Origin of the sequence: Streptococcus mitis, assembly GCF_005144795.1 — a bacterium.
Classification (GTDB): Bacteria; Bacillota; Bacilli; order Lactobacillales; family Streptococcaceae; genus Streptococcus; species Streptococcus mitis_BB.
On the sequence record NZ_SWFJ01000014.1, the window covers coordinates 1 to 18,559 of the forward strand.

The window sequence follows — 18,559 nt, forward strand, 5'->3', positions numbered from 1 at the left end:
ATTATTCCTTCTTCTCTACTAATCAATTCATGTAAGCAAATCATACCCTCTTGCTCCCAATCAGATAACTCCCATAAATGAAGGTAATATTCATTTCTACACTTATATACAATTCCCTGGACTTCTTTATACAATTCTTTAAACATAACGTCCCCCTTTCTAGATACAGTCTAACAAATCAAGAAGCTAATTTGGTTCTTTTCATCCATTCTGCTCTCTACACCGTCTCAACTGCACAAAAAAAGAGAGGGCTTGCCTCTCTCAGGGTTATAATTCTGCGATTTGGTTTAGGTTTACTTCTGCAACTGTATCATTACCAAACATAGAGATAATCATCTTCACTTTATTGTTATCAATCTCTGTAATCTTACCAGTGTAGTCTGCAAAAGCGCCATCAATAATACGTACAGTTTGACCAACCTCAACATCGAAATCAAATTCTTGAACAGTTTGTCCCATAGATACCAAAATGTCACGAATTTCTTGTTCCAATAATGGAGTTGGTTTTGATCTATTTCCGTGAGATCCAACGAATCCTGTAACGTTTGGTGTGTTTCGAACAACAAACCAAGCTTCATCTGTCATGACCATTTCTACAAGAACGTAACCTGGAAAGCGATTTTCTTCTATTTCTTTTCTCTTTCCATTTTTTTCAACTTGCACTGTTTGTGTTGGAATTTCAACGCGTAGAATATTATCCAACATATTGTAGGTTTGTGCACGTTGTAATAGATTTTCTTTTACCTTATTTTCATAACCAGAATAAGTTTGTAAAACAAACCACCCTTTATCAAAACTATCCATGATATTTCCTTTCATAATAGAAGATATCTAGTGTAAATAACTCCACTAGCCTTCTAAAAAATGTTAATAAATCGAATCAAACCTGAAACAATCAACTGGTCAAAAATGTAAATAATTACTACAAAGAAAGCTGTGTATTCCATGATAGAACGAAAATCTCTCCAGCTTTCCTTGCGAGTTGGCCATGTTGTGTCTTTAAGAAGTCTAAAAATATCTCCAATAAAACGCATCGCTCTCTCCTATCTCGTTTCTCTATGTATAGTGTGCTTACCACAATGTTTACAAAATTTATTTACTTCTAGTCGTGTTGGCTTGGGGTTTCCGCTGATCTTTATTGAATAGTTTCTCGAACCACAAACCGCACAAGCTAGGCTTGCTTTTTTTAGTGCCATAACGCCTCCATCTTATCTATTATAACAAGAAAGCTAGGCTTTGACAAGCATCTTAACGAAATAGATTGACTACCGAATCCCATATCGTTTGAGCCTTTTCCTTAATTTTAGCATCCGAGATAGCACGACTGGCCTCATCTACCAGATTTTGCGCACGACTTCTAATATCAGAAAGGGTATCATCCGTCTGATTCGTTTCATTACTCTGCACTTGATTTCTTGTATTGGCTGGTGCAATTCCATTTTGCTTATATGCATTTTCAACTGTAAAGGTACTTCCTGGCGTATAAGGTAAAATGGTATTGGCAATGTTTCTAAAGACATGGGCTGCACCGTTTGAAGTAGAGCCAGCTAGATAGTGATTTTCATCAGTCGTCGGGAAACCAAGCCAGTGACTAATCACTACATCCGGTGTATAACCAATTACCCACTGATCACTTGTATATTCTGGATTGAAAACCGCTTCAGTTGTACCAGTTTTTCCTGCCATTACATAATCTGCAGGCGATGAACTAATACCGGTACCGTTGGTGAATGTCCCCAACATCATACTGGTCATCTTATCAGCTACAGACTTATCAATCACCCGTTTTTGTGAATTTTTATGGCTTGCAATAACTTGTCCACTAGCATTTTCAATTCTACTAATAAAATGAGCTTCAGGCATTAAACCTTCATTTGCAAAGGCAGCATATGCTTGAGCCATTTGCAGAGGATTGGTTTCGACACCACTTCCCAAGGCGACACCAAGAACACGGTCGACCTTTTCCATGTTGAGCCCGAATTTTTCGCCTGTCTCAAAAGCCTTGTCGACGCCCAAATCATTAACAGTGGCAACAGCAGGTAGATTAAGCGACTCTGCCAAGGCTTGATACATAGGAACTTCTCGACTCGTTTTGATCCCTGCATAGTTATCAACCTTATAGCTGTCATACTGCATGGTATGGTTATCCAACTGCTTATTCAAAGCCCAGCCAGCTTCAACTGCAGGCGTATAAACAACTAAAGGCTTAATTGTAGAACCAGGGCTACGTTTTGATTGAGTTGCATAGTTGAAATTCCGGAATCCAGTTTTATCATTGTCAGCAACTTGACCGACAACTCCACGAACTCCACCTGTTTTCGGTTCGAGAGCTACACTTCCTGATTGAGCAAATGTTCCATCCTCCGCCCTCGGAAATAGCGCTGTATTTTCATAGACAACCTGCATATTTGCTTGGTAGTTTTGGTCCAGCTCTGTGTAAATGCGGTAGCCATTATTGACAATTTCTTCCTCTGTTAGACTATACTTGGAAACAGCCTCATTAACAACCGCATCAAAGTAAGAAGGATAGCGGTAATCTGAAATCTTTCCTTCATACTTATCGTGCAATTGCGAAGTCATATCAACTTCTGCAGCTTCAGTTTCTTGGTTTTTATCAATGTAACCCGCTGCAAGCATATTTTGTAAGACAGTGTCGCGACGATTAGTCGAATCTTGTACAGAATTCAAAGGATTATACAGTTCCGGCCCTTTGAGCATCCCTGCCAGAGTCGCAGCTTGATCCAAACTCACTTCTGACGCAGAAACTCCAAAGTATTTCTTACTCGCATCTTCTACACCCCACACACCATTTCCAAAATAGGCATTGTTAAGGTACATGGTTAAAATCTGATCCTTACTATATTTTTTTGTTAATTCTAAGGCAAGGAAAAATTCTTTCGCTTTTCTCTCAACAGTTTGATCCTGCGACAAATAGGCGTTTTTAGCCAGCTGTTGGGTAATAGTAGAACCACCACCTGAACGACCAGCAGTGACAATCGCCAAGAAGAAACGACCATAGTTAATCCCGTCATTTTTATAGAAAGAGCGGTCTTCTGTCGCAATAACGGCATTCTGCAAATTTTTACTGATATCAGTCAATTCAACATAAGTTCCTTTTTGACCAGACAAGGCACCAGCCTCCTTTTCTTCACGGTCAAAAATGATAGTCCGAGTTTTCAAGGCATTTTGCAAATCGTTAACATTGGTTGACTTGGCTACAGCAAACAAATAGGTTCCAACCAGCAAGCCTGCACTCAAACCTAGTATAAGGACAATCTTTGTTAGATGATAGCGACGCCAGAATTTTCGAATTGGACCTACTTGGGCTAATTTTTTTCGATCACTACGAGAGCGACGTAAGCTAGTCGTATCAGAATCCTCTAGTTCACTTGTTTCTTTTTTAAAAAGAGAAAGAAATTTCTCAAATAATTTATCTAATTTCATGCGTTTATTTTATCATCTTCATCATAGGAAGACAAGAATTTAGCTATTTCCTATCCAAATAGGGCTTTTTTTGTTACAATATCTGTATGCAATTCACATTTACATTACCAGACTCTCTACCTCAAATGACGGTAAAGCAATTACTTGAAGAACAACTCCTCATCCCTAGAAAAATCCGTCATTTTTTGAGAATCAAGAAACACATTTTGATTAATCAGCGAGAAGTTCATTGGAACGAGATGGTAAAACCTGGAGATGTTTGCCAGTTAACTTTTGACGAGGAAGATTATCCCGAAAAAGAAATTCCTTGGGGCAACCCAAACCTCGTTCAGGAAGTTTATCAAGATCAACACTTAGTTATTGTGAACAAGCCAGAGGGGATGAAAACGCATGGTAATCAGCCAAACGAAATCGCCCTTCTTAACCATGTCAGTGCCTATGTTGGCCAAACCTGCTATGTCGTTCATCGTCTGGACATGGAAACCAGTGGCTTGGTTCTCTTTGCCAAAAATCCTTTTATCCTGCCCATTCTCAATCGCTTACTGGAGAAAAAAGAGATTTCTAGGGAATATTGGGCACTAGTTGATGGAAATATCAGCAGCAAAGAGCTTGTTTTCAGGGACAAAATCGGACGTAATCGCCATGATCGCAGAAAGCGAATAGTTGATACAAAAAATGGACAATATGCTGAAACGCATGTAAGCAGATTAAAGCAATTTCCAAACAAAACTTCCTTGGTTCGTTGCAATCTAAAGACAGGGCGAACCCATCAGATTCGTGTGCACCTTTCGCATCATAATTTCCCTATTTTAGGCGACCCTCTCTATAATAGTAAATCAAAAACAAGTCGGCTTATGCTCCACGCCTTTCGACTGTCCTTTACCCATCCGCTTACATTAGAGAAATTAAGCTTCACTATCCTCTCAGATACTTTCGAAAAAGAATTAAAAAAGAATGGATGATTGCGTCATCCATTTTTCCATATAAGAAAAGCAAGACCAAGAGGCCTTGCTTTTTATCGACTCATGAATTATTTAGCGATTTTTGCGAAGTATTCAAGAGTACGAACAAGTTGTGCAGTGTATGACATTTCGTTGTCGTACCATGATACAACTTTAACCAATTGTTTACCGTCAACGTCAAGAACTTTAGTTTGAGTTGCGTCAAACAATGAACCGTAAGACATACCTAGGATATCTGAAGATACGATTGGATCTTCAGTGTATCCGTATGATTCGTTTGAAGCTGCTTTCATAGCTGCGTTCACTTCGTCAACAGTAACGTTCTTTTCAAGAACTGCTACCAACTCAGTTACAGAACCTGCTGGAACAGGAACACGTTGAGCAGCTCCGTCCAATTTACCATTCAATTCTGGGATTACAAGACCGATAGCTTTTGCAGCACCAGTTGAGTTAGGAACGATGTTTACAGCACCAGCACGAGCACGGCGAAGGTCACCACCACGGTGTGGTCCGTCAAGAATCATTTGGTCACCAGTGTAAGCGTGGATAGTAGTCATCAATCCTTCTACAACACCAAAGTTGTCTTGAAGAGCTTTAGCCATTGGAGCCAAGCAGTTTGTAGTACATGAAGCACCTGAGATAACTGTTTCAGTACCGTCAAGAACGTCGTGGTTAGTGTTGAATACAACTGTTTTAACGTCGTTTCCACCAGGAGCAGTGATAACAACTTTTTTAGCTCCACCTTTAAGGTGTTTTTCAGCTGCTTCTTTCTTAGCAAAGAAACCAGTAGCTTCAAGAACGATTTCTACACCGTCAGTAGCCCAGTCGATTTGTTCTGGATCACGTTCAGCAGAAACTTTAACGAATTTACCGTTAACTTCGAATCCACCTTCTTTAACTTCAACAGTACCGTCGAAACGACCTTGAGTTGTGTCGTATTTCAACAAGTGTGCAAGCATAACTGGATCTGTAAGGTCGTTGATGCGTGTAACTTCAACACCTTCTACGTTTTGGATACGACGGAAAGCAAGACGACCGATACGTCCGAAACCGTTAATACCAACTTTAACTACCATTAGTGATTTCCTCCTTATGAAAATCATGAAATTTTTATTGTGAAAAGAGTAACTTGAATCACTACAAATCACCTTTCAACAAACCTATTATATAACTATTTAAGTTTAATTGCAAGTACGGGCATTGTTTTTTGTCTATATCTCGCTTATTTCCCTTTCTCCTTTGAAAGCCTATACCGCTGTCTTTCTTTGTCTACATAGTCATTTACAACTTTCCTTTTTCTAAAGTTGAGCGATAACTTCCTCAGTTGTCAAAACTTGGTTGGCAATGTAGCCATAGTTTGTCAGGGCAGCTTGGTAGGCTTCTTCACCTGGAGCACCGACAGCATCGTTAACAACAATGACATTGTAACCTAATTCTATGAGTTCACGCATGTGTGAATCCACGCAGAGATTAGCATTCATACCAGCCAAGATGACGGTGTCGATACCATTTTTGCGGAGTTGAAGGTTAAGGTCGTTGCTTTCTGGGCCAAAGATTTTATGTCCGTTGACAACAATAGTATCTTCATCCAAAAATGGTTTAATCTCTTCAATCATATCTGCTCCAGAGCCTTCTGGAATTGCTGAATACTGGCTATCACGCCAAAACATTTCGTTTTCAATCATCATCGTTTCACCAGCAGCTTTAAATTGCCACTTGTGATCGTGTGGATAGAAGTAGTGCGGTGAGATAAAACGCTTGTAGCCACGCTCTTGAGCAAGAGCGAAAAGCTTTGTCAGATTTTCAATAGTATTAACTTTTTCAAGAACGTCTTTAGTTGCTCCGAATCCTTTACCAGGATGTTTTAGAAATTCAACTTGTGGGTCTGTGATAACAAATGCGACATTTTTCTGATTGAACATGAGGTTCCTCCTAATATGATTTGATTAACAGCCAATAGGAATTTAGACTGTTAGTTTGATGATTTTCCAAATGGTAGTTTTAGTTATATACTGACCATTCGGTACAATTATAATAACATCTAAAATTGAATTTGTAAATTAATTTGCTCAGAACAAAAAATTTTAATGATAAAACAGTGGCAAAAGGAGGTGGTTTCAATTGTTTGGTCTCAGACTCTGAATCTGCTATAATAGGAAAAAAGAGAGGTGAGTAGATGAGCGTTAAAGAGCGTATTTTACAAAGTGCTGAGGAATTGATTTATCAGAAGGGTTATGTGGCCACCTCCATCAGTGACATCATGGAGGCAGCTGATGTTGGCAAGGGACAGCTTTATTATTATTTCAAATCTAAGAAGGAAATTGGTTTGACGGTCATTCAAGATATTTTAGCAAATTGGCGAAAAGAGCTTTTTGAAGATATTTTTGAAGCAGACAAGTCTGACAGTGACAAGTTTTCGGATATGATTGACTGGGTTTGTCAATTTCATGAAAGTCAGACGGTCTTTTATGGTTGCCCAATTGGTAATCTGATTGTGGAATTGTCCACAGAAGATGAGAACTTCCGCTGTCCTCTCAATGATTTTATGACCCAATGGACAGAGAAGTTAGCCAGCCTCTTGCAAGACCTGCATGCTGACTGGTCAGAAGAGCGGGCGCAGTTGCAGGCCCGTCAAGTCATCTCCAGTATTCAAGGCAGCATTGTCATTCTCAAAGTCAGCCAAGACATCCAAGTTTTAGAAAATAATATGACGGATTTGAAAAAGAATTATTGTTAATTTTTAGCCGAAGAATTAAAAGTATGTTAATTTATGGATTGTGGTTAAGAGGTAAGAATGACAACAGATATTAAAACTGAAATTGGTCATAGAGTAAGACAGGAACGTGAACGTCACAAATTGATGAGAGAAGAGGTCTGTGGACAGAAGCTGACTTAATAATCAAACAGCTGATGCGTACTGAGCTTGGGCAATCCTTGCCAACAATTACTAAGTTACAATATTTATCTAAGCGATTAGAAGTTCCGATAGATACTTTTCTTGAAAATAAAGAACTAGCTCTTCCTGAGGAAGAGTTGCTGAGTCTAGACTTGATTGAAAGAATATTAGACTTGATAAGAACAGGGACAGGTAGTTTCGCTGAAGATATTTTTGATGATTATTTTAAGCAAGTAACACTAAAGCAAGTTTACACATTCAATGATTTACTATTAATTGATTATTTTGCTATGCAATGTCAAGACTTGATTTATAGAAGAGAGCATTAGATGATTTTCGGATTAAGTTGTTGAAACAGCAATTAGTTAGTGATGAAATGTATAATGTAGAGCTACTATCAGTTCTTTGTGCCATAGCGGGTGTTTATGTTGTTCATAATGACTATAAGCATATGATATCTCTAGTAAAAAAGATGAATGAAATTTTATCAGTAACAATGTTGCAAGTCTATAAACCTGGAATTTCAGTATTTGAAGCTAAGTGCTATCTTTATTTTGAAAATGATAAAAATAAAGCAAAGGAACTTTATCACTCAGCAACTATACTAGCTGAACAATTTGATGATAAAGTATTTGATAAAAAACGAAAATAGAAAACTTAAAACTATTCTCAATACTCCAGTTTCACAAAAAAGAGACAGGAAATTCCTGCCTCTAGGCTGATAAACGATTATTTACGACGTCCTGGACGTTCTGCATAACCATAGTAAGCATCTGCCATGATTTCTTCCATGTCAGCTACCATTGGCAAGCGTGGATTTGCAGGAGAACATTGGTCTTCATAAGCAAGCAAAGCAATTTCATGCAAGCTGTCTTTCCAAGCTTTTTCATCAATTCCTTGATCCTTGAAGTTCATCTTGATACCTACTGCAACACCAAGCTCGTAAACAGCTTTAGCGTATGCTTCAACTGCTTCTTCTGGAGTTGAGTGAGGCAAGCCAAGCATTTTCGCGATGTCTTGGAATTTCTCATCAGCTTTCCAATAGTTGTACTTAGGCCATGTAGTTGTCTTAGATGGACGAGTTCCGTTGTAACGGATAACATATGGAAGCAAGATAGCATTTGTACGTCCGTGAACAGTGTGGTGAACACCACCAATCTTGTGGGCCATTGAGTGGCTCATACCAAGGAAGGCATTGGCGAAGGCCATACCAGCCATTGTAGACGCGTTGTGCATTTTCTCACGAGCTTCTGGGTCAGCTGTCTTAACAGATTTTTCCAACCATTCAAAGACAAGTTTGATTGTTTGAAGCGCAATACCATCTGTATAGTCGTTAGCGAAGTTTGAAGTGTAGGCTTCAGTCGCGTGTGTCAAGACGTCCATACCTGTATCAGCAGCAATAAAGTCTGGAACTGATTCAACCAAAGCAGGGTCAACAATAGCAATAGTCGGTGTCAACGAGTAGTCAGCCAATGGGTATTTGCGGTTGTTTTTCTTATCAGAGATAACGGCAAATGGTGTTACTTCTGAACCAGTACCTGAAGTTGTTGGGATACCGATGTACTTCGCTTTCTTACCAAGTGATGGGAAGCGGAATGCGCGTTTACGAATATCCATGAATTTTTGGACCAAGTCACGGAAGTCAATTTCTGGTTGTTCGTAGAAGAGCCACATTACTTTCGCCGCGTCCATTGGAGAACCACCACCAAGAGCAATGATTGTGTCTGGTTCAAATGCTTTCATCACTTCAGCACCACGTTCTACAGTTGTGATGTCTGGATCTGGTTCAACATCTGAGAAGACTTGGATAGTTACACGGTTGCTACGTGCGTTCAATTGATCGATAACACGTTGAACGAAACCGAGTTTTTCGATAGATTTGTCTGTAACAATCAGAACGCGTTCAATATCTTCACATGTTTGAAGGTATTGGATAGAATTGCGTTCGAAGTAAATTTTTGAAGGAACTTTAAACCATTGCATATTATTTCTACGTTTCCCTACTTTCTTGATGTTTAGGAGGTTAATAGCGCTCACGTTATCACCAACAGAGTTACGTCCGTATGAACCACATCCAAGTGTCAATGATGGGATGAAGGCATTGTAAACGTCACCGATACCACCGAAAGTAGATGGAGAGTTCCAGATAATACGCATAGCTTTGATTTCTGTACCAAAGCGTTTAGCAAGCTCTTCGTCTTTTGTATGGATAGCTGCTGAGTGACCAAGTCCGTTAAACTCAACCATTTGACGAGCTTTTGTAAGACCATCTTCTGTATCTTCAGCTTTCAATACAGCGATTACTGGTGACAATTTTTCACGAGTCAGTGGTTCTTTTGGTCCTACTTCCTCACATTCTGCAGCCAAGATGTTTGTTCCTTCTGGAACGCTGAATCCCGCTTGTTCTGCAATCCATGCAGCTGGTTTACCAACAATGTTTGCATTTAGTTTAGCACCAGCACAGTTTTTGCTGTTTGCTTTAACACCGAAACAGAATTCTTCAAGAAGTGCTTTTTCTTTTTTGTTTACAAAGTAAGTGTGGTATGATTTGAATTCTGCTACAAATTCGTCATACACTTCTTTATCAATGATAACCGCTTGTTCTGATGCACAGACCATACCATTATCAAATGATTTAGACATAACGATGTCATGGGCAGCTTGACGAAGGTCAGCTGATTTTTCTACATAAGCAGGAACGTTTCCAGCACCTACCCCAAGAGCTGGTTTCCCACATGAGTAAGCTGCTTTAACCATGGCGTTACCACCAGTTGCAAGGATAGTCGCAATACCTTCGTGGTTCATAAGCGCTCCAGTTGCTTCCATAGATGGCTCTGTAATCCATTGAACACAGTTTTCAGGCGCTCCAGCTGCGATAGCGGCATCACGAACAATTTGTGCTGCGTGAGCTGATGATTCTTGAGCTGATGGGTGGAAGGCAAACACGATTGGATTACGTGTTTTCAAAGCAATCAATGATTTGAAAATTGCTGTTGATGTTGGGTTTGTTGTTGGAGTGACACCACACACAACACCGACAGGTTCTGCAATTTTAGTCAATCCTGTAACGGGATCATCTTCGATAACTCCGACAGTTTTAACTCCGCGCATGTTATTCACAACATGTTCACAGGCAAAAAGGTTTTTTGTCGCCTTGTCTTCAAATACACCACGACCAGTTTCTTCAATTGCATGTTGTGCTAGGATACCGTGCGCATCAAGAGCTGCAACTGAAGCTTTCGCTACGATGTAGTCAACTTGTTCTTGGTTCAACTTGCGCATTTCATCAAGCGCAACCAAAGCTTTTTGTACTAGTCCGTCTACATGCTTTTCAGCAGCGAGTTGTTTTTGCTCAGGTGTTACAGTTTTTTTATCAGCCATATTTTCCTCCATAGCCTTTAAGGATTTCATCCTTTGTTAATTTTTTCACAAGTTTATTATAACTCTTTTTTTATGTTTTGTAAACAGTTTCATAAACATTTCACAAAGAATTTTTGCGATATTGTGAAATTACTCTCAAATACGTTATAGTATCAGCTTTTAACTAGATAATTGTGAAATAACAACAAAAAAATTTTTATTTCACAAACCTAACAAACATATGGAAAGCGCTTTCTTGTTTATTGTAAAAAAACCTCCATGTCAGGAGGTCTTATTTTTGTTGAAAGATACCTTGTTTGAAGGTCCCTTCATAAACGACTTCTTGTTCTGTTGTTAGTTTCCCTTTTCCTTCAGCCTGACCATTTACAAAATCACCTTCGTAAGTCCAGCCTTCTTTAGATTGAAAAGTTCCTTTTCCATTGAAGGAACCATTGATGAAATCACCTGTATATTGGTCCCCATTTTGGAAGGTAATGGTTCCTTGGCCATTCATTTTACCACGGACAAGACTGCCCTCGTAAACAATTGTTTCATTATCAAGCTTTAGAACACCTTTTACGGGAATATTTAGAAAAAAGACGAGTACAGCACAAAAAACAATGGCAACTACTGCCAAAAGCTCTAAACGTGGACGAGTCAGATAGACACGATACTTTTCGTAAAAATTCTTAAGATTTTCCATCTTCACTCTCCTTCTCTAAACGTTCTAACCATGCTTGACACCCCTCTTGAACACGCTGATAGGTTTCCTCAAAATCTCCTGTATACCAAGGATCTGGAACACTTTCAGATGCAAATGAGTAAATCTTATGTTGCAAACCTGCTGGACACATCTGACGTAGGTCAGAAACATTTGAAGCGTCCATTCCGATAATATAATCAAAGGATTCAAAATCTTCCTTACTAATCTGAAGCGATGTCTTGCTTTTTTCATAAGGAATCTCATACTCTTGAAAAATCCCTTGAGTTCCCTTATGAATCGGATTGCCATGTTCCCAAGAGGAAGTCGCTCGACTTTGGATTTCATAATTATCTGTCATTGATTTCATAACAAACTCGGCCATAGGGCTGCGACAAATATTTCCCAGACAGACAAAGACTAGTTTTTTCATCCCATTTCCTTTCTTTTACAGAAAAACGGGAGTTAGTGATCCCGTCTTATTTTTCAATTGCGCCTTCTAGTGAAGCTGTTTCTTTCAGCGGTAATACTGTCTTAATAGCAGCTAGTTCAAAAGTCAAGTAAACTCCATCTACATCAAGAACAATCGTTCTCTTCTCAGTATCTACTTCATCGACTGTTCCGTAAAGTCCACCGATTGTAATAACTTCATAGCCTTTTTGTAGTTTGTTTAAACTTTCCATACGTTTTTGTGCTTGTTTCTTTTGAGAGCGTTGCATAAAGAACATCAAGCCTAACATCGCCACAAGCATGATTAAAAATGTATAATTTGGATTCATTGTTTTCTCCTTTGTATTTTACATAGGACTACTATATCAAATTTCAGCTACTTTTACAAGGTTGTACCTTGCTTTTCTAGTAAGAAAAACCAGAGCTTGCGCCCTGATTTTTAGGATTATTTCAAGTTTTGAACGACTTTTACAAGATTTTCAACAGTAAAGCCATATTCTGCCAATACTTTTGGTGCTGGAGCAGAAGCTCCAAAGGTATCAATACCAAGAACAGCACCATCTAGACCAACATATTTGTACCAATTTTGAGTTGCACCCATTTCGACTGCGACACGACGGCGGACTGCATTTGGTAGGATTTCTTCCTTATATGCTGCATCTTGTTTATCAAAGACATCTGTAGATGGCATGCTGACTACACGGACTTTTGCACCTTGACTAGCCAATTCTTTGGCAGCTGATACAGCAAGATTGACCTCTGAACCTGTCGCAATCAAGATTGTATCAAAGTCTGCTGCAGTTTCATAGACAACATAGGCACCTTTTGCAACTTTATCAAAGTCTGTTCCTTCTTCAACAGTCAAGTTTTGACGTGTCAAGACAAGGGCAGTTGGTGTTTTTTCGCTTGTCACTGCAAGGTACCAAGCTGCTTGCGTTTCACGCGCATCTGCTGGACGGAAAACATTTAGATTTGGCATGGCACGAAGACCTGCTAAATGCTCAACTGGTTCGTGCGTTGGACCGTCTTCCCCAACCGCGATTGAATCGTGGGTAAAGACATAAGTCACAGGAAGTCCTTGTAAGGCTGACAAGCGAACAGCTGCCTTCACATAGTCAGAGAAGACAAAGAAAGTTCCACCGTATACACGAAGTCCACCGTGAAGGGCCATCCCGTTCAAGATCGTTCCCATGGCAAATTCACGAACACCAAACTGAATGTTACGGTTCAAGCGATTAGCATCATCTTGAAGTCCGTCAGTCTTGATATAAGTCATGTTTGAGTGAGCAAGGTCAGCTGATCCACCTAAGAAGGTTGGCAACTTAGCTGCCACAACATTCAAGGCATCTTGGCTTGAATTACGAGTTGCTTGAGAGAAGCCATTTTCTAAAGCTGGGAAGTCCGCTGGAGTCACTTCAACTGGATCACGTCCGTCGATGATGGCTTCTACTTCTGCAGCCAATTCTGGGTGAGCTTCTTTATAATCAGCAACCAATTTTGTCCAAGCTTGATAAGCTGATGCACCACGGTCTGCAACATGTTCTTTGAAATCAGCATATACTTGTTCTGGGATTTCAAATGGTTCGTAGTCCCAACCAAGGGCTTGACGAGTTGCTGCAGTTTCATCTGCGCCGAGAGGAGCACCGTGTACAGCATTAGTTCCTTGTTTGTTTGGAGAACCGTATCCAATAACAGTCTTCACTTCAATCAAAGATGGCTTACCTGAAGCTTTAGCCGTTTCGATAGCAGCATGGATGGCTTCCAAGTCTGTTCCATCTTCTACCAAGGCAGTATGCCAACCGTAGGCATTGTAACGGTCACGAACACTTTCTGTAAAGGAATCCTTTGTCTCTCCATCCAAGTTGATGTCATTTGAATCATAAAGAACAACTAACTTGTCTAGTTTTTGCAAGCCTGCATATGAAGCCGCCTCGCTTGAGACACCTTCCATCAAATCTCCGTCTCCACAGATAACATAAGTATAGTGGTCAAAGATATTGTAGCCTTCTCGGTTATATTTGGCTGCCAAGAAACGTTCTGCTTGGGCAAAACCAGTGGCAGTTGAAATCCCTTGACCTAGAGGACCTGTCGTAGCATCAATCCCTGCTGTATGGCCAAATTCTGGGTGACCAGGTGTTTTTGAACCCCATTGACGGAAGCTCTTGATTTCATCCATGCTGACATCTTCAAAACCAGAAAGGTGAAGAAGGGCATAAAGGAGCATTGAACCATGACCTGCTGAAAGAATAAAGCGGTCACGGTTAATCCAGTTTGGTTGAGCTGGATTGATACGAAGTTGTTTTGTAAAGAGGCTATAAGCCATCGGAGCCGCTCCCATAACCACACCTGGGTGACCTGAGTTAGCTTTATTAATGGCGTCAATACCCAGGAAACGAATTGCATTAACAGATAGATTTGACATAGAATTTCCTTTCTATTTGAGGTGATTACTAAATCACACATTCTATTTTACTATTATATGAAAAAATACATAGAATAGCAATTAAACAATTCGACGCTAGATAAGTCTCCTATTTTCTATTCTCTGGTCGCCTGATAGTAGGGAAGTAAGCGTTCATAAGCTTCTTCTAATTTTCCTAAAATCACTTCTAATGATTGATTTTCTATAAAAGAAACATCTGCCTTAACTAAAACTTTGCGAACTTCCTGACTTCTCAACTTCTCGCGTAAAGTACAACGGTTTTCTTCGTTCGCCTCCCACCGTTGACTTTGACCATCAGAATAGACTAGATAATAAACATCTTCATCAGTTGGAATTTCTAAAACTTTAGCCTGCTTGCCTAGAGTTTGCTCATCTTTCTTGCGCTCGATAAAACTAACTTCTAGTGAGACTCCAAAATCAGAAGAACTTCCGTACAAACGTAAGGCCATCATAGGTTCTGTCACTTGTCCGTCTCTCTGTAGATAAATCCAAAAATGTGGTCGCAAACGTTGCGCTTGATTCATCCACTGACTAGTTTGTTGGAGTTGCCATTCTGGATGGCTTGCTTGAAAGACTTTGGCCAGTTCTGTAAAAGCCTTTCGTGCCTCTTGACCTTTGTGGCGGAATGCCAGCATTTTTTCTCGCTCTTCTCCTGCTTTATCAGGATTACGGTACTGCAAACCAGCAAAGTCTAGATAGTCTCTTATCTTATTCAACATTAATTTAATCTCCTCCAGCTAGCAAAAAATCAGGATGAACCTGATTTTGCTTTGCTTATTCTGCATCTACGACAACATAGCGATTTGGCTCGTCACCCTCAGAGTAACTCGTCACGCCATCCATGCGTGAAATAATGCGATGGATAATCTTGCGTTCGCTATTTGACATTGGATCTGTTTGTCGGCTGCGACCTTCTTCTAAAACACGAGTCGCCAATTTTTGCGCATAGGTCTGCAAGACTTCTGCACGGTGTTCAACATAATCATTGACATTAATAGTAATGTAGAAGGTTCTTGAATAGCGGTTATAAAGATAATTTTGAGCCAATAGCTGCAAGGCTTTCAATACTTTACCATGATAACCGATAATACGCCCTGGCTCATTTGTATCAATTTGCAAATTGATGCTACGACGGTTATAATCATTTGAAATCGTCGCTTCAACGTCCATATCATCAATGATTGTTTGGACATAAGTCGTTACTTCCGTAGCTACTTGTTCAATATCAAAACTCGCTTCCACCTTTAAGTCTAAATCTTCGATAAATTGACTAGAAGGTTCTTCTGTGTCGAAAACTGACTCAGAAGCAGAAACAGTTTCATCTGTGCTCTCTTCTAGTTGCAATTCATTTAGAATTGAAATATGACCAGTTTCTTCCAAAATAGTGCTAGCATGTTTTTCATTTTTCAATATTTCAGCCTTGACTTCATCAGAAACCCCTTGGCCTTCTTCTTCAATCTTTTTAATTGCTTCTACAACATGCCCCAAATCAACGGTCGCTTGACTGACTGTTTTAACTGGTTCATTTTTTTCATTGACTTCTTTAGGAACACCCTTTACAGCTTGTTGATTTGCTTTAATGACAGTTGTTTCACTAATAGCTTCAATATCAACCTGGGCTGGTTTTTTACCAAATAAACCAAGAAATCCATTTTTTTCACGAGAAATGACTTTGATGTGAGCTTTCATCCTTGGAATATTTAATTCTTCCAATCCTTTCTGGATTGCTTCTTCAACAGTTGAACCTGTAAATACTACCATTACCAGATTCCTCCTTATTATTTCGTTTTCTGAGCCTTTTTCTTGGCTTTTCTTTTTCTATTTTCCAAATCTTTCTGTGCCTGAGCTACCGCCTCTCGCTCTGCGATAATCTTGAATGGATTGTTCAAGAAATAGGTTTGCAGGACTTGATAAGCATTGGACACTGTCCAGTATAGGGCGACTCCACCTGGCGCATAAACTGCAAAGATAAAAATCAAGACTGGAATCCCATACATCATCACAGTCGTAGCGCCATTTCGCTCAGACAAGGCTTTATTGGATAACCAAGTACTTAAAAAGGTAAATACTGCCGCTAAAATCGGAAGAACAAGAGTTGTATCCACACCACCAAGGTTAATCCATAAGAAATGACCTGTCTTTAAAAAGTCAACTCTTGATAGAGCTTGGAACAAGGCCAAGATAACCGGCATCTGAATCAAAATCGGCCAAAGAGAATCTGACTGTCTGACACCCATTTCTTTAAAGACTTTACGCATTTCTTGCTCTAGCTTGGTTCTGCTTTCCATATCTCGACCTGGATATTGTTCTCGAAGCGCCTTAATGCGTGGTTGAGCTTCCTGCATTTTTCTAGAAGCTACCATTTGCACCTGAAAGACTGGCAAGAGTAGTGTACGAATCAAGACCGTAAAGAGAATAATCCCTACTCCGATACTGATATCAAACGATAAAAAGCGAATGATTTCCGCAAAGAAGTAAACAAATTTACTCCAAAAATCAGCCGATTCGGCTGTAATATCGCTAGTTGTCCCATTTGTTGCACAGGCTGTCATGATCAATAGAGACAGTCCTAGCAAACTAGTCAACTGTAATTTCTTTTTCACTCCCATTTCCTTCCTGGTAAATCTTTGATAATTTTAATACGTGGAGTAGATTTTTCTCCATCTCTGCGTATCCCAAGTTTTCAACCCCTTTTCGAGCAATGACAACAAAATCGACGTTTTCTTCCAGACTCCCTTTTACATTCTGGATAATATGTCTAATTCGTCGCTTGATTTGATTTCTAGTGACGGCATTCCCCAGTTTTTTGCTAACTGATAGACCTACTCGAAAATGGTTTTTCTGGTTTTCTAGTTGGTAGACAACAAATTTGCGGTTAGCAAAACTTGTCCCCTCCTTGAAAATCGCCTTAAAATCTTTCTCTCTTTTTACACGAAAGTTTTTCTTCAAAACTCAACTCCATCTATTAAATTACTACTATTATACCATATTTTTCAAAAAAGCCAATCATAGCAAGGTTTTGGACATTTCCATCAGAAAAAGAAGCTGGAAAAATCTCTTTCCCAACTCCTTGTACTAAATATTTTTTCTAGTTTTACTTATTTTTCAATCGTTCAACGTCACGGGCAATGACCAATTCTTCATCTGTTGGGATAACTAAAACACGGATTTTTGCTTCTTCTGTTGAGATATCTCCTGTTGTTCCAAAAACATTCTTTTCAGGATCAACATCACAACCAAACCAAGTAATACCTGAAATAACTTTCTCACGGAAATGAGCCGCATTCTCTCCAACACCCGCCGTAAAGATAATAGCATCAGCTCCGTTTAAGACTGCTAGATATTGACCAATGTATTTTTGGATACGGTCAACATACATTTCATACGCCAAAGTTGCATCATGATCCCCAGCTTCTACAGCTGCTTCGATATCTCTCATATCACTTGATTTAGCAGATACACCCAACAGCCCTGACTCACGATTGAGAACGCGACTGATATCCTCTGGCGTATTGAAATCCTCTGTATATTGCATTAAGTAAGGGATGATAGCAGGATCAATATCTCCAGTACGAGTACCCATCATCACTCCAGCAAGCGGTGTGAATCCCATAGAAGTATCAACTGACTTACCACCGTTAATAGCTGTAATTGATCCCCCGTTTCCGATATGGCATGTAATTAACTTCAAGTCTTCCAAAGGTCGTCCCAAGAGTTTTGCTGCTTCTCCTGCTACAAACTGATGGCTTGTCCCGTGGGCACCGTATTTACGAACCTTATTTTCTGTATAATATTTAGTTGGTAGAGGATAGCGATAAGCCTTCTCTGGCATAGTTGTGTGGAATGAAGTATCAAAAACAACTACACTGGTAATATCTGGCAACAATTCCTTGAAGGCACGAACACCTGCTGCATTGGCTGGATTGTGGAGAGGAGCCAACAAACTTAACTCTTCAACTTTTTCTAAAACATCTCCCTCAACAACTGTCGATTCTTTAAAGTGTTCTCCACCCGCTACAACACGGTGACCAACACCTGTAATCTCATCATAAGCCTTGATAATGTCGAAACGAATCAAGTCATCCAATAAGATTTTAACAGCTTGTGTGTGATTTTCAATATCCAAAATTTGTTGTTCAGAACGACCATCAAATTTTACAGTTGAAATTGAATCTTTCAAACCGATACGTTCAATCAAGCCTTTCGCCAATACTTTTTCTTCTGGCATTAAGTATAATTGCCATTTCAAACTTGAACTTCCTGCATTGATTGAAATTGTTTTTGTCATAACATGATACCCCTTT

At 39.6% G+C, this 18,559-nt stretch carries 20 protein-coding genes and 1 pseudogene; 4 read left to right on the forward strand and 17 right to left on the reverse strand.

All coding sequences use genetic code 11. The annotated features are described in order from the left end of the window. The 5 genes and pseudogenes from FBF73_RS09000 to pbp2a form a co-directional block, all read right to left on the reverse strand. Positions 1–146: pseudogene (locus FBF73_RS09000) on the reverse strand (sigma-70 family RNA polymerase sigma factor); the annotation flags it as partial. A 121-nt stretch (positions 147–267) separates the two neighbouring features. Then, the gene (nusG, locus tag FBF73_RS09005) at positions 268–804 is read right to left on the reverse strand and encodes a transcription termination/antitermination protein NusG (RefSeq protein WP_020901172.1); all 537 of its coding nucleotides are present in this window, start codon (positions 802–804) and stop codon (positions 268–270) included. A 53-nt stretch (positions 805–857) separates the two neighbouring features. Next, positions 858–1,034, reverse strand: a complete 177-nt coding sequence (gene secE / locus FBF73_RS09010) for a preprotein translocase subunit SecE (protein ID WP_001210991.1) — start codon at positions 1,032–1,034, stop codon at positions 858–860. Between the two features lie 9 nt (positions 1,035–1,043). Then, on the reverse strand, positions 1,044–1,196 hold the full coding sequence (gene rpmG, locus FBF73_RS09015) for a 50S ribosomal protein L33 (RefSeq protein ID WP_033674018.1): 153 nt from the start codon (positions 1,194–1,196) through the stop codon (positions 1,044–1,046). A gap of 52 nt (positions 1,197–1,248) precedes the next feature. Beyond that, positions 1,249–3,444: a penicillin-binding protein PBP2A gene (gene pbp2a, locus FBF73_RS09020; protein ID WP_136937614.1), complete on the reverse strand. Its 2,196-nt coding sequence runs from the start codon at positions 3,442–3,444 to the stop codon at positions 1,249–1,251. 86 nt (positions 3,445–3,530) lie between these two features. Between pbp2a and FBF73_RS09025 the strand changes: the two genes are divergently transcribed. Then, a complete protein-coding gene (locus tag FBF73_RS09025) occupies positions 3,531–4,406 on the forward strand; it encodes an RluA family pseudouridine synthase (protein ID WP_124788520.1) in 876 nt (291 codons plus the stop codon). 68 nt (positions 4,407–4,474) lie between these two features. Here the strand turns inward: FBF73_RS09025 and gap are convergent, their stop codons facing one another. Both gap and FBF73_RS09035 read right to left on the reverse strand, forming a co-directional pair. After that, the gene (gap, locus tag FBF73_RS09030) at positions 4,475–5,482 is read right to left on the reverse strand and encodes a type I glyceraldehyde-3-phosphate dehydrogenase (protein ID WP_000260686.1); all 1,008 of its coding nucleotides are present in this window, start codon (positions 5,480–5,482) and stop codon (positions 4,475–4,477) included. 222 nt (positions 5,483–5,704) lie between these two features. Next, positions 5,705–6,328, reverse strand: coding sequence for a cysteine hydrolase (locus tag FBF73_RS09035; protein ID WP_000483064.1), 624 nt, complete (start codon positions 6,326–6,328; stop codon positions 5,705–5,707). A 254-nt stretch (positions 6,329–6,582) separates the two neighbouring features. On the opposite strand from FBF73_RS09035, the gene FBF73_RS09040 reads away from it, so the two are divergent. The 3 genes from FBF73_RS09040 to FBF73_RS10220 all read left to right on the forward strand — a co-directional run bounded on the left by FBF73_RS09040 (position 6,583) and on the right by FBF73_RS10220 (position 7,954). Then, entirely contained in the window at positions 6,583–7,143 is a 561-nt protein-coding gene (locus FBF73_RS09040) for a TetR/AcrR family transcriptional regulator (RefSeq protein WP_000111607.1), read from the forward strand. 173 nt (positions 7,144–7,316) lie between these two features. Beyond that, a complete protein-coding gene (locus tag FBF73_RS10215; RefSeq protein WP_002880183.1) occupies positions 7,317–7,631 on the forward strand; it encodes a hypothetical protein in 315 nt (104 codons plus the stop codon). Between the two features lie 20 nt (positions 7,632–7,651). Then, positions 7,652–7,954 (forward strand): hypothetical protein, encoded by a 303-nt coding sequence (locus tag FBF73_RS10220; protein WP_258010506.1) that lies wholly within the window; start codon positions 7,652–7,654, stop codon positions 7,952–7,954. Between the two features lie 77 nt (positions 7,955–8,031). Here the strand turns inward: FBF73_RS10220 and adhE are convergent, their stop codons facing one another. The 10 genes from adhE to FBF73_RS09100 form a co-directional block, all read right to left on the reverse strand. Beyond that, positions 8,032–10,683, reverse strand: coding sequence for a bifunctional acetaldehyde-CoA/alcohol dehydrogenase (gene adhE, locus FBF73_RS09055; protein ID WP_136937615.1), 2,652 nt, complete (start codon positions 10,681–10,683; stop codon positions 8,032–8,034). 271 nt (positions 10,684–10,954) lie between these two features. Further along, entirely contained in the window at positions 10,955–11,365 is a 411-nt protein-coding gene (locus FBF73_RS09060; RefSeq protein WP_136937616.1) for an MORN repeat-containing protein, read from the reverse strand. After that, positions 11,352–11,795 carry a low molecular weight protein-tyrosine-phosphatase gene (locus FBF73_RS09065; RefSeq protein WP_136937617.1) on the reverse strand — a complete coding sequence of 148 codons (444 nt, stop codon included), beginning with the start codon at positions 11,793–11,795 and terminating at the stop codon, positions 11,352–11,354. The genes FBF73_RS09060 and FBF73_RS09065 overlap by 14 nt, the downstream gene beginning before the upstream one ends. 46 nt (positions 11,796–11,841) lie before the next feature. Next, positions 11,842–12,141 carry a preprotein translocase subunit YajC gene (yajC, locus tag FBF73_RS09070; protein ID WP_001069289.1) on the reverse strand — a complete coding sequence of 100 codons (300 nt, stop codon included), beginning with the start codon at positions 12,139–12,141 and terminating at the stop codon, positions 11,842–11,844. Positions 12,142–12,257: 116 nt separating this feature from the next. Beyond that, positions 12,258–14,234 carry a transketolase gene (gene tkt, locus FBF73_RS09075; RefSeq protein WP_136937618.1) on the reverse strand — a complete coding sequence of 659 codons (1,977 nt, stop codon included), beginning with the start codon at positions 14,232–14,234 and terminating at the stop codon, positions 12,258–12,260. Positions 14,235–14,350: 116 nt separating this feature from the next. Then, a complete protein-coding gene (locus tag FBF73_RS09080; protein WP_136937619.1) occupies positions 14,351–14,974 on the reverse strand; it encodes a ribonuclease P in 624 nt (207 codons plus the stop codon). Between the two features lie 55 nt (positions 14,975–15,029). After that, the gene (jag, locus tag FBF73_RS09085) at positions 15,030–16,016 is read right to left on the reverse strand and encodes an RNA-binding cell elongation regulator Jag/EloR (RefSeq protein WP_136937620.1); all 987 of its coding nucleotides are present in this window, start codon (positions 16,014–16,016) and stop codon (positions 15,030–15,032) included. 17 nt (positions 16,017–16,033) lie between these two features. Continuing rightward, the gene (locus tag FBF73_RS09090) at positions 16,034–16,858 is read right to left on the reverse strand and encodes a membrane protein insertase YidC (RefSeq protein WP_206146679.1); all 825 of its coding nucleotides are present in this window, start codon (positions 16,856–16,858) and stop codon (positions 16,034–16,036) included. Continuing rightward, positions 16,833–17,204: a ribonuclease P protein component gene (rnpA, locus tag FBF73_RS09095; RefSeq protein WP_136937622.1), complete on the reverse strand. Its 372-nt coding sequence runs from the start codon at positions 17,202–17,204 to the stop codon at positions 16,833–16,835. Before rnpA ends, FBF73_RS09090 begins: the two co-directional genes overlap by 26 nt. A 145-nt stretch (positions 17,205–17,349) precedes the next feature. Continuing rightward, entirely contained in the window at positions 17,350–18,543 is a 1,194-nt protein-coding gene (locus tag FBF73_RS09100) for an acetate kinase (protein ID WP_136937623.1), read from the reverse strand. Between the last annotated feature and the right edge of the window lie 16 nt (positions 18,544–18,559).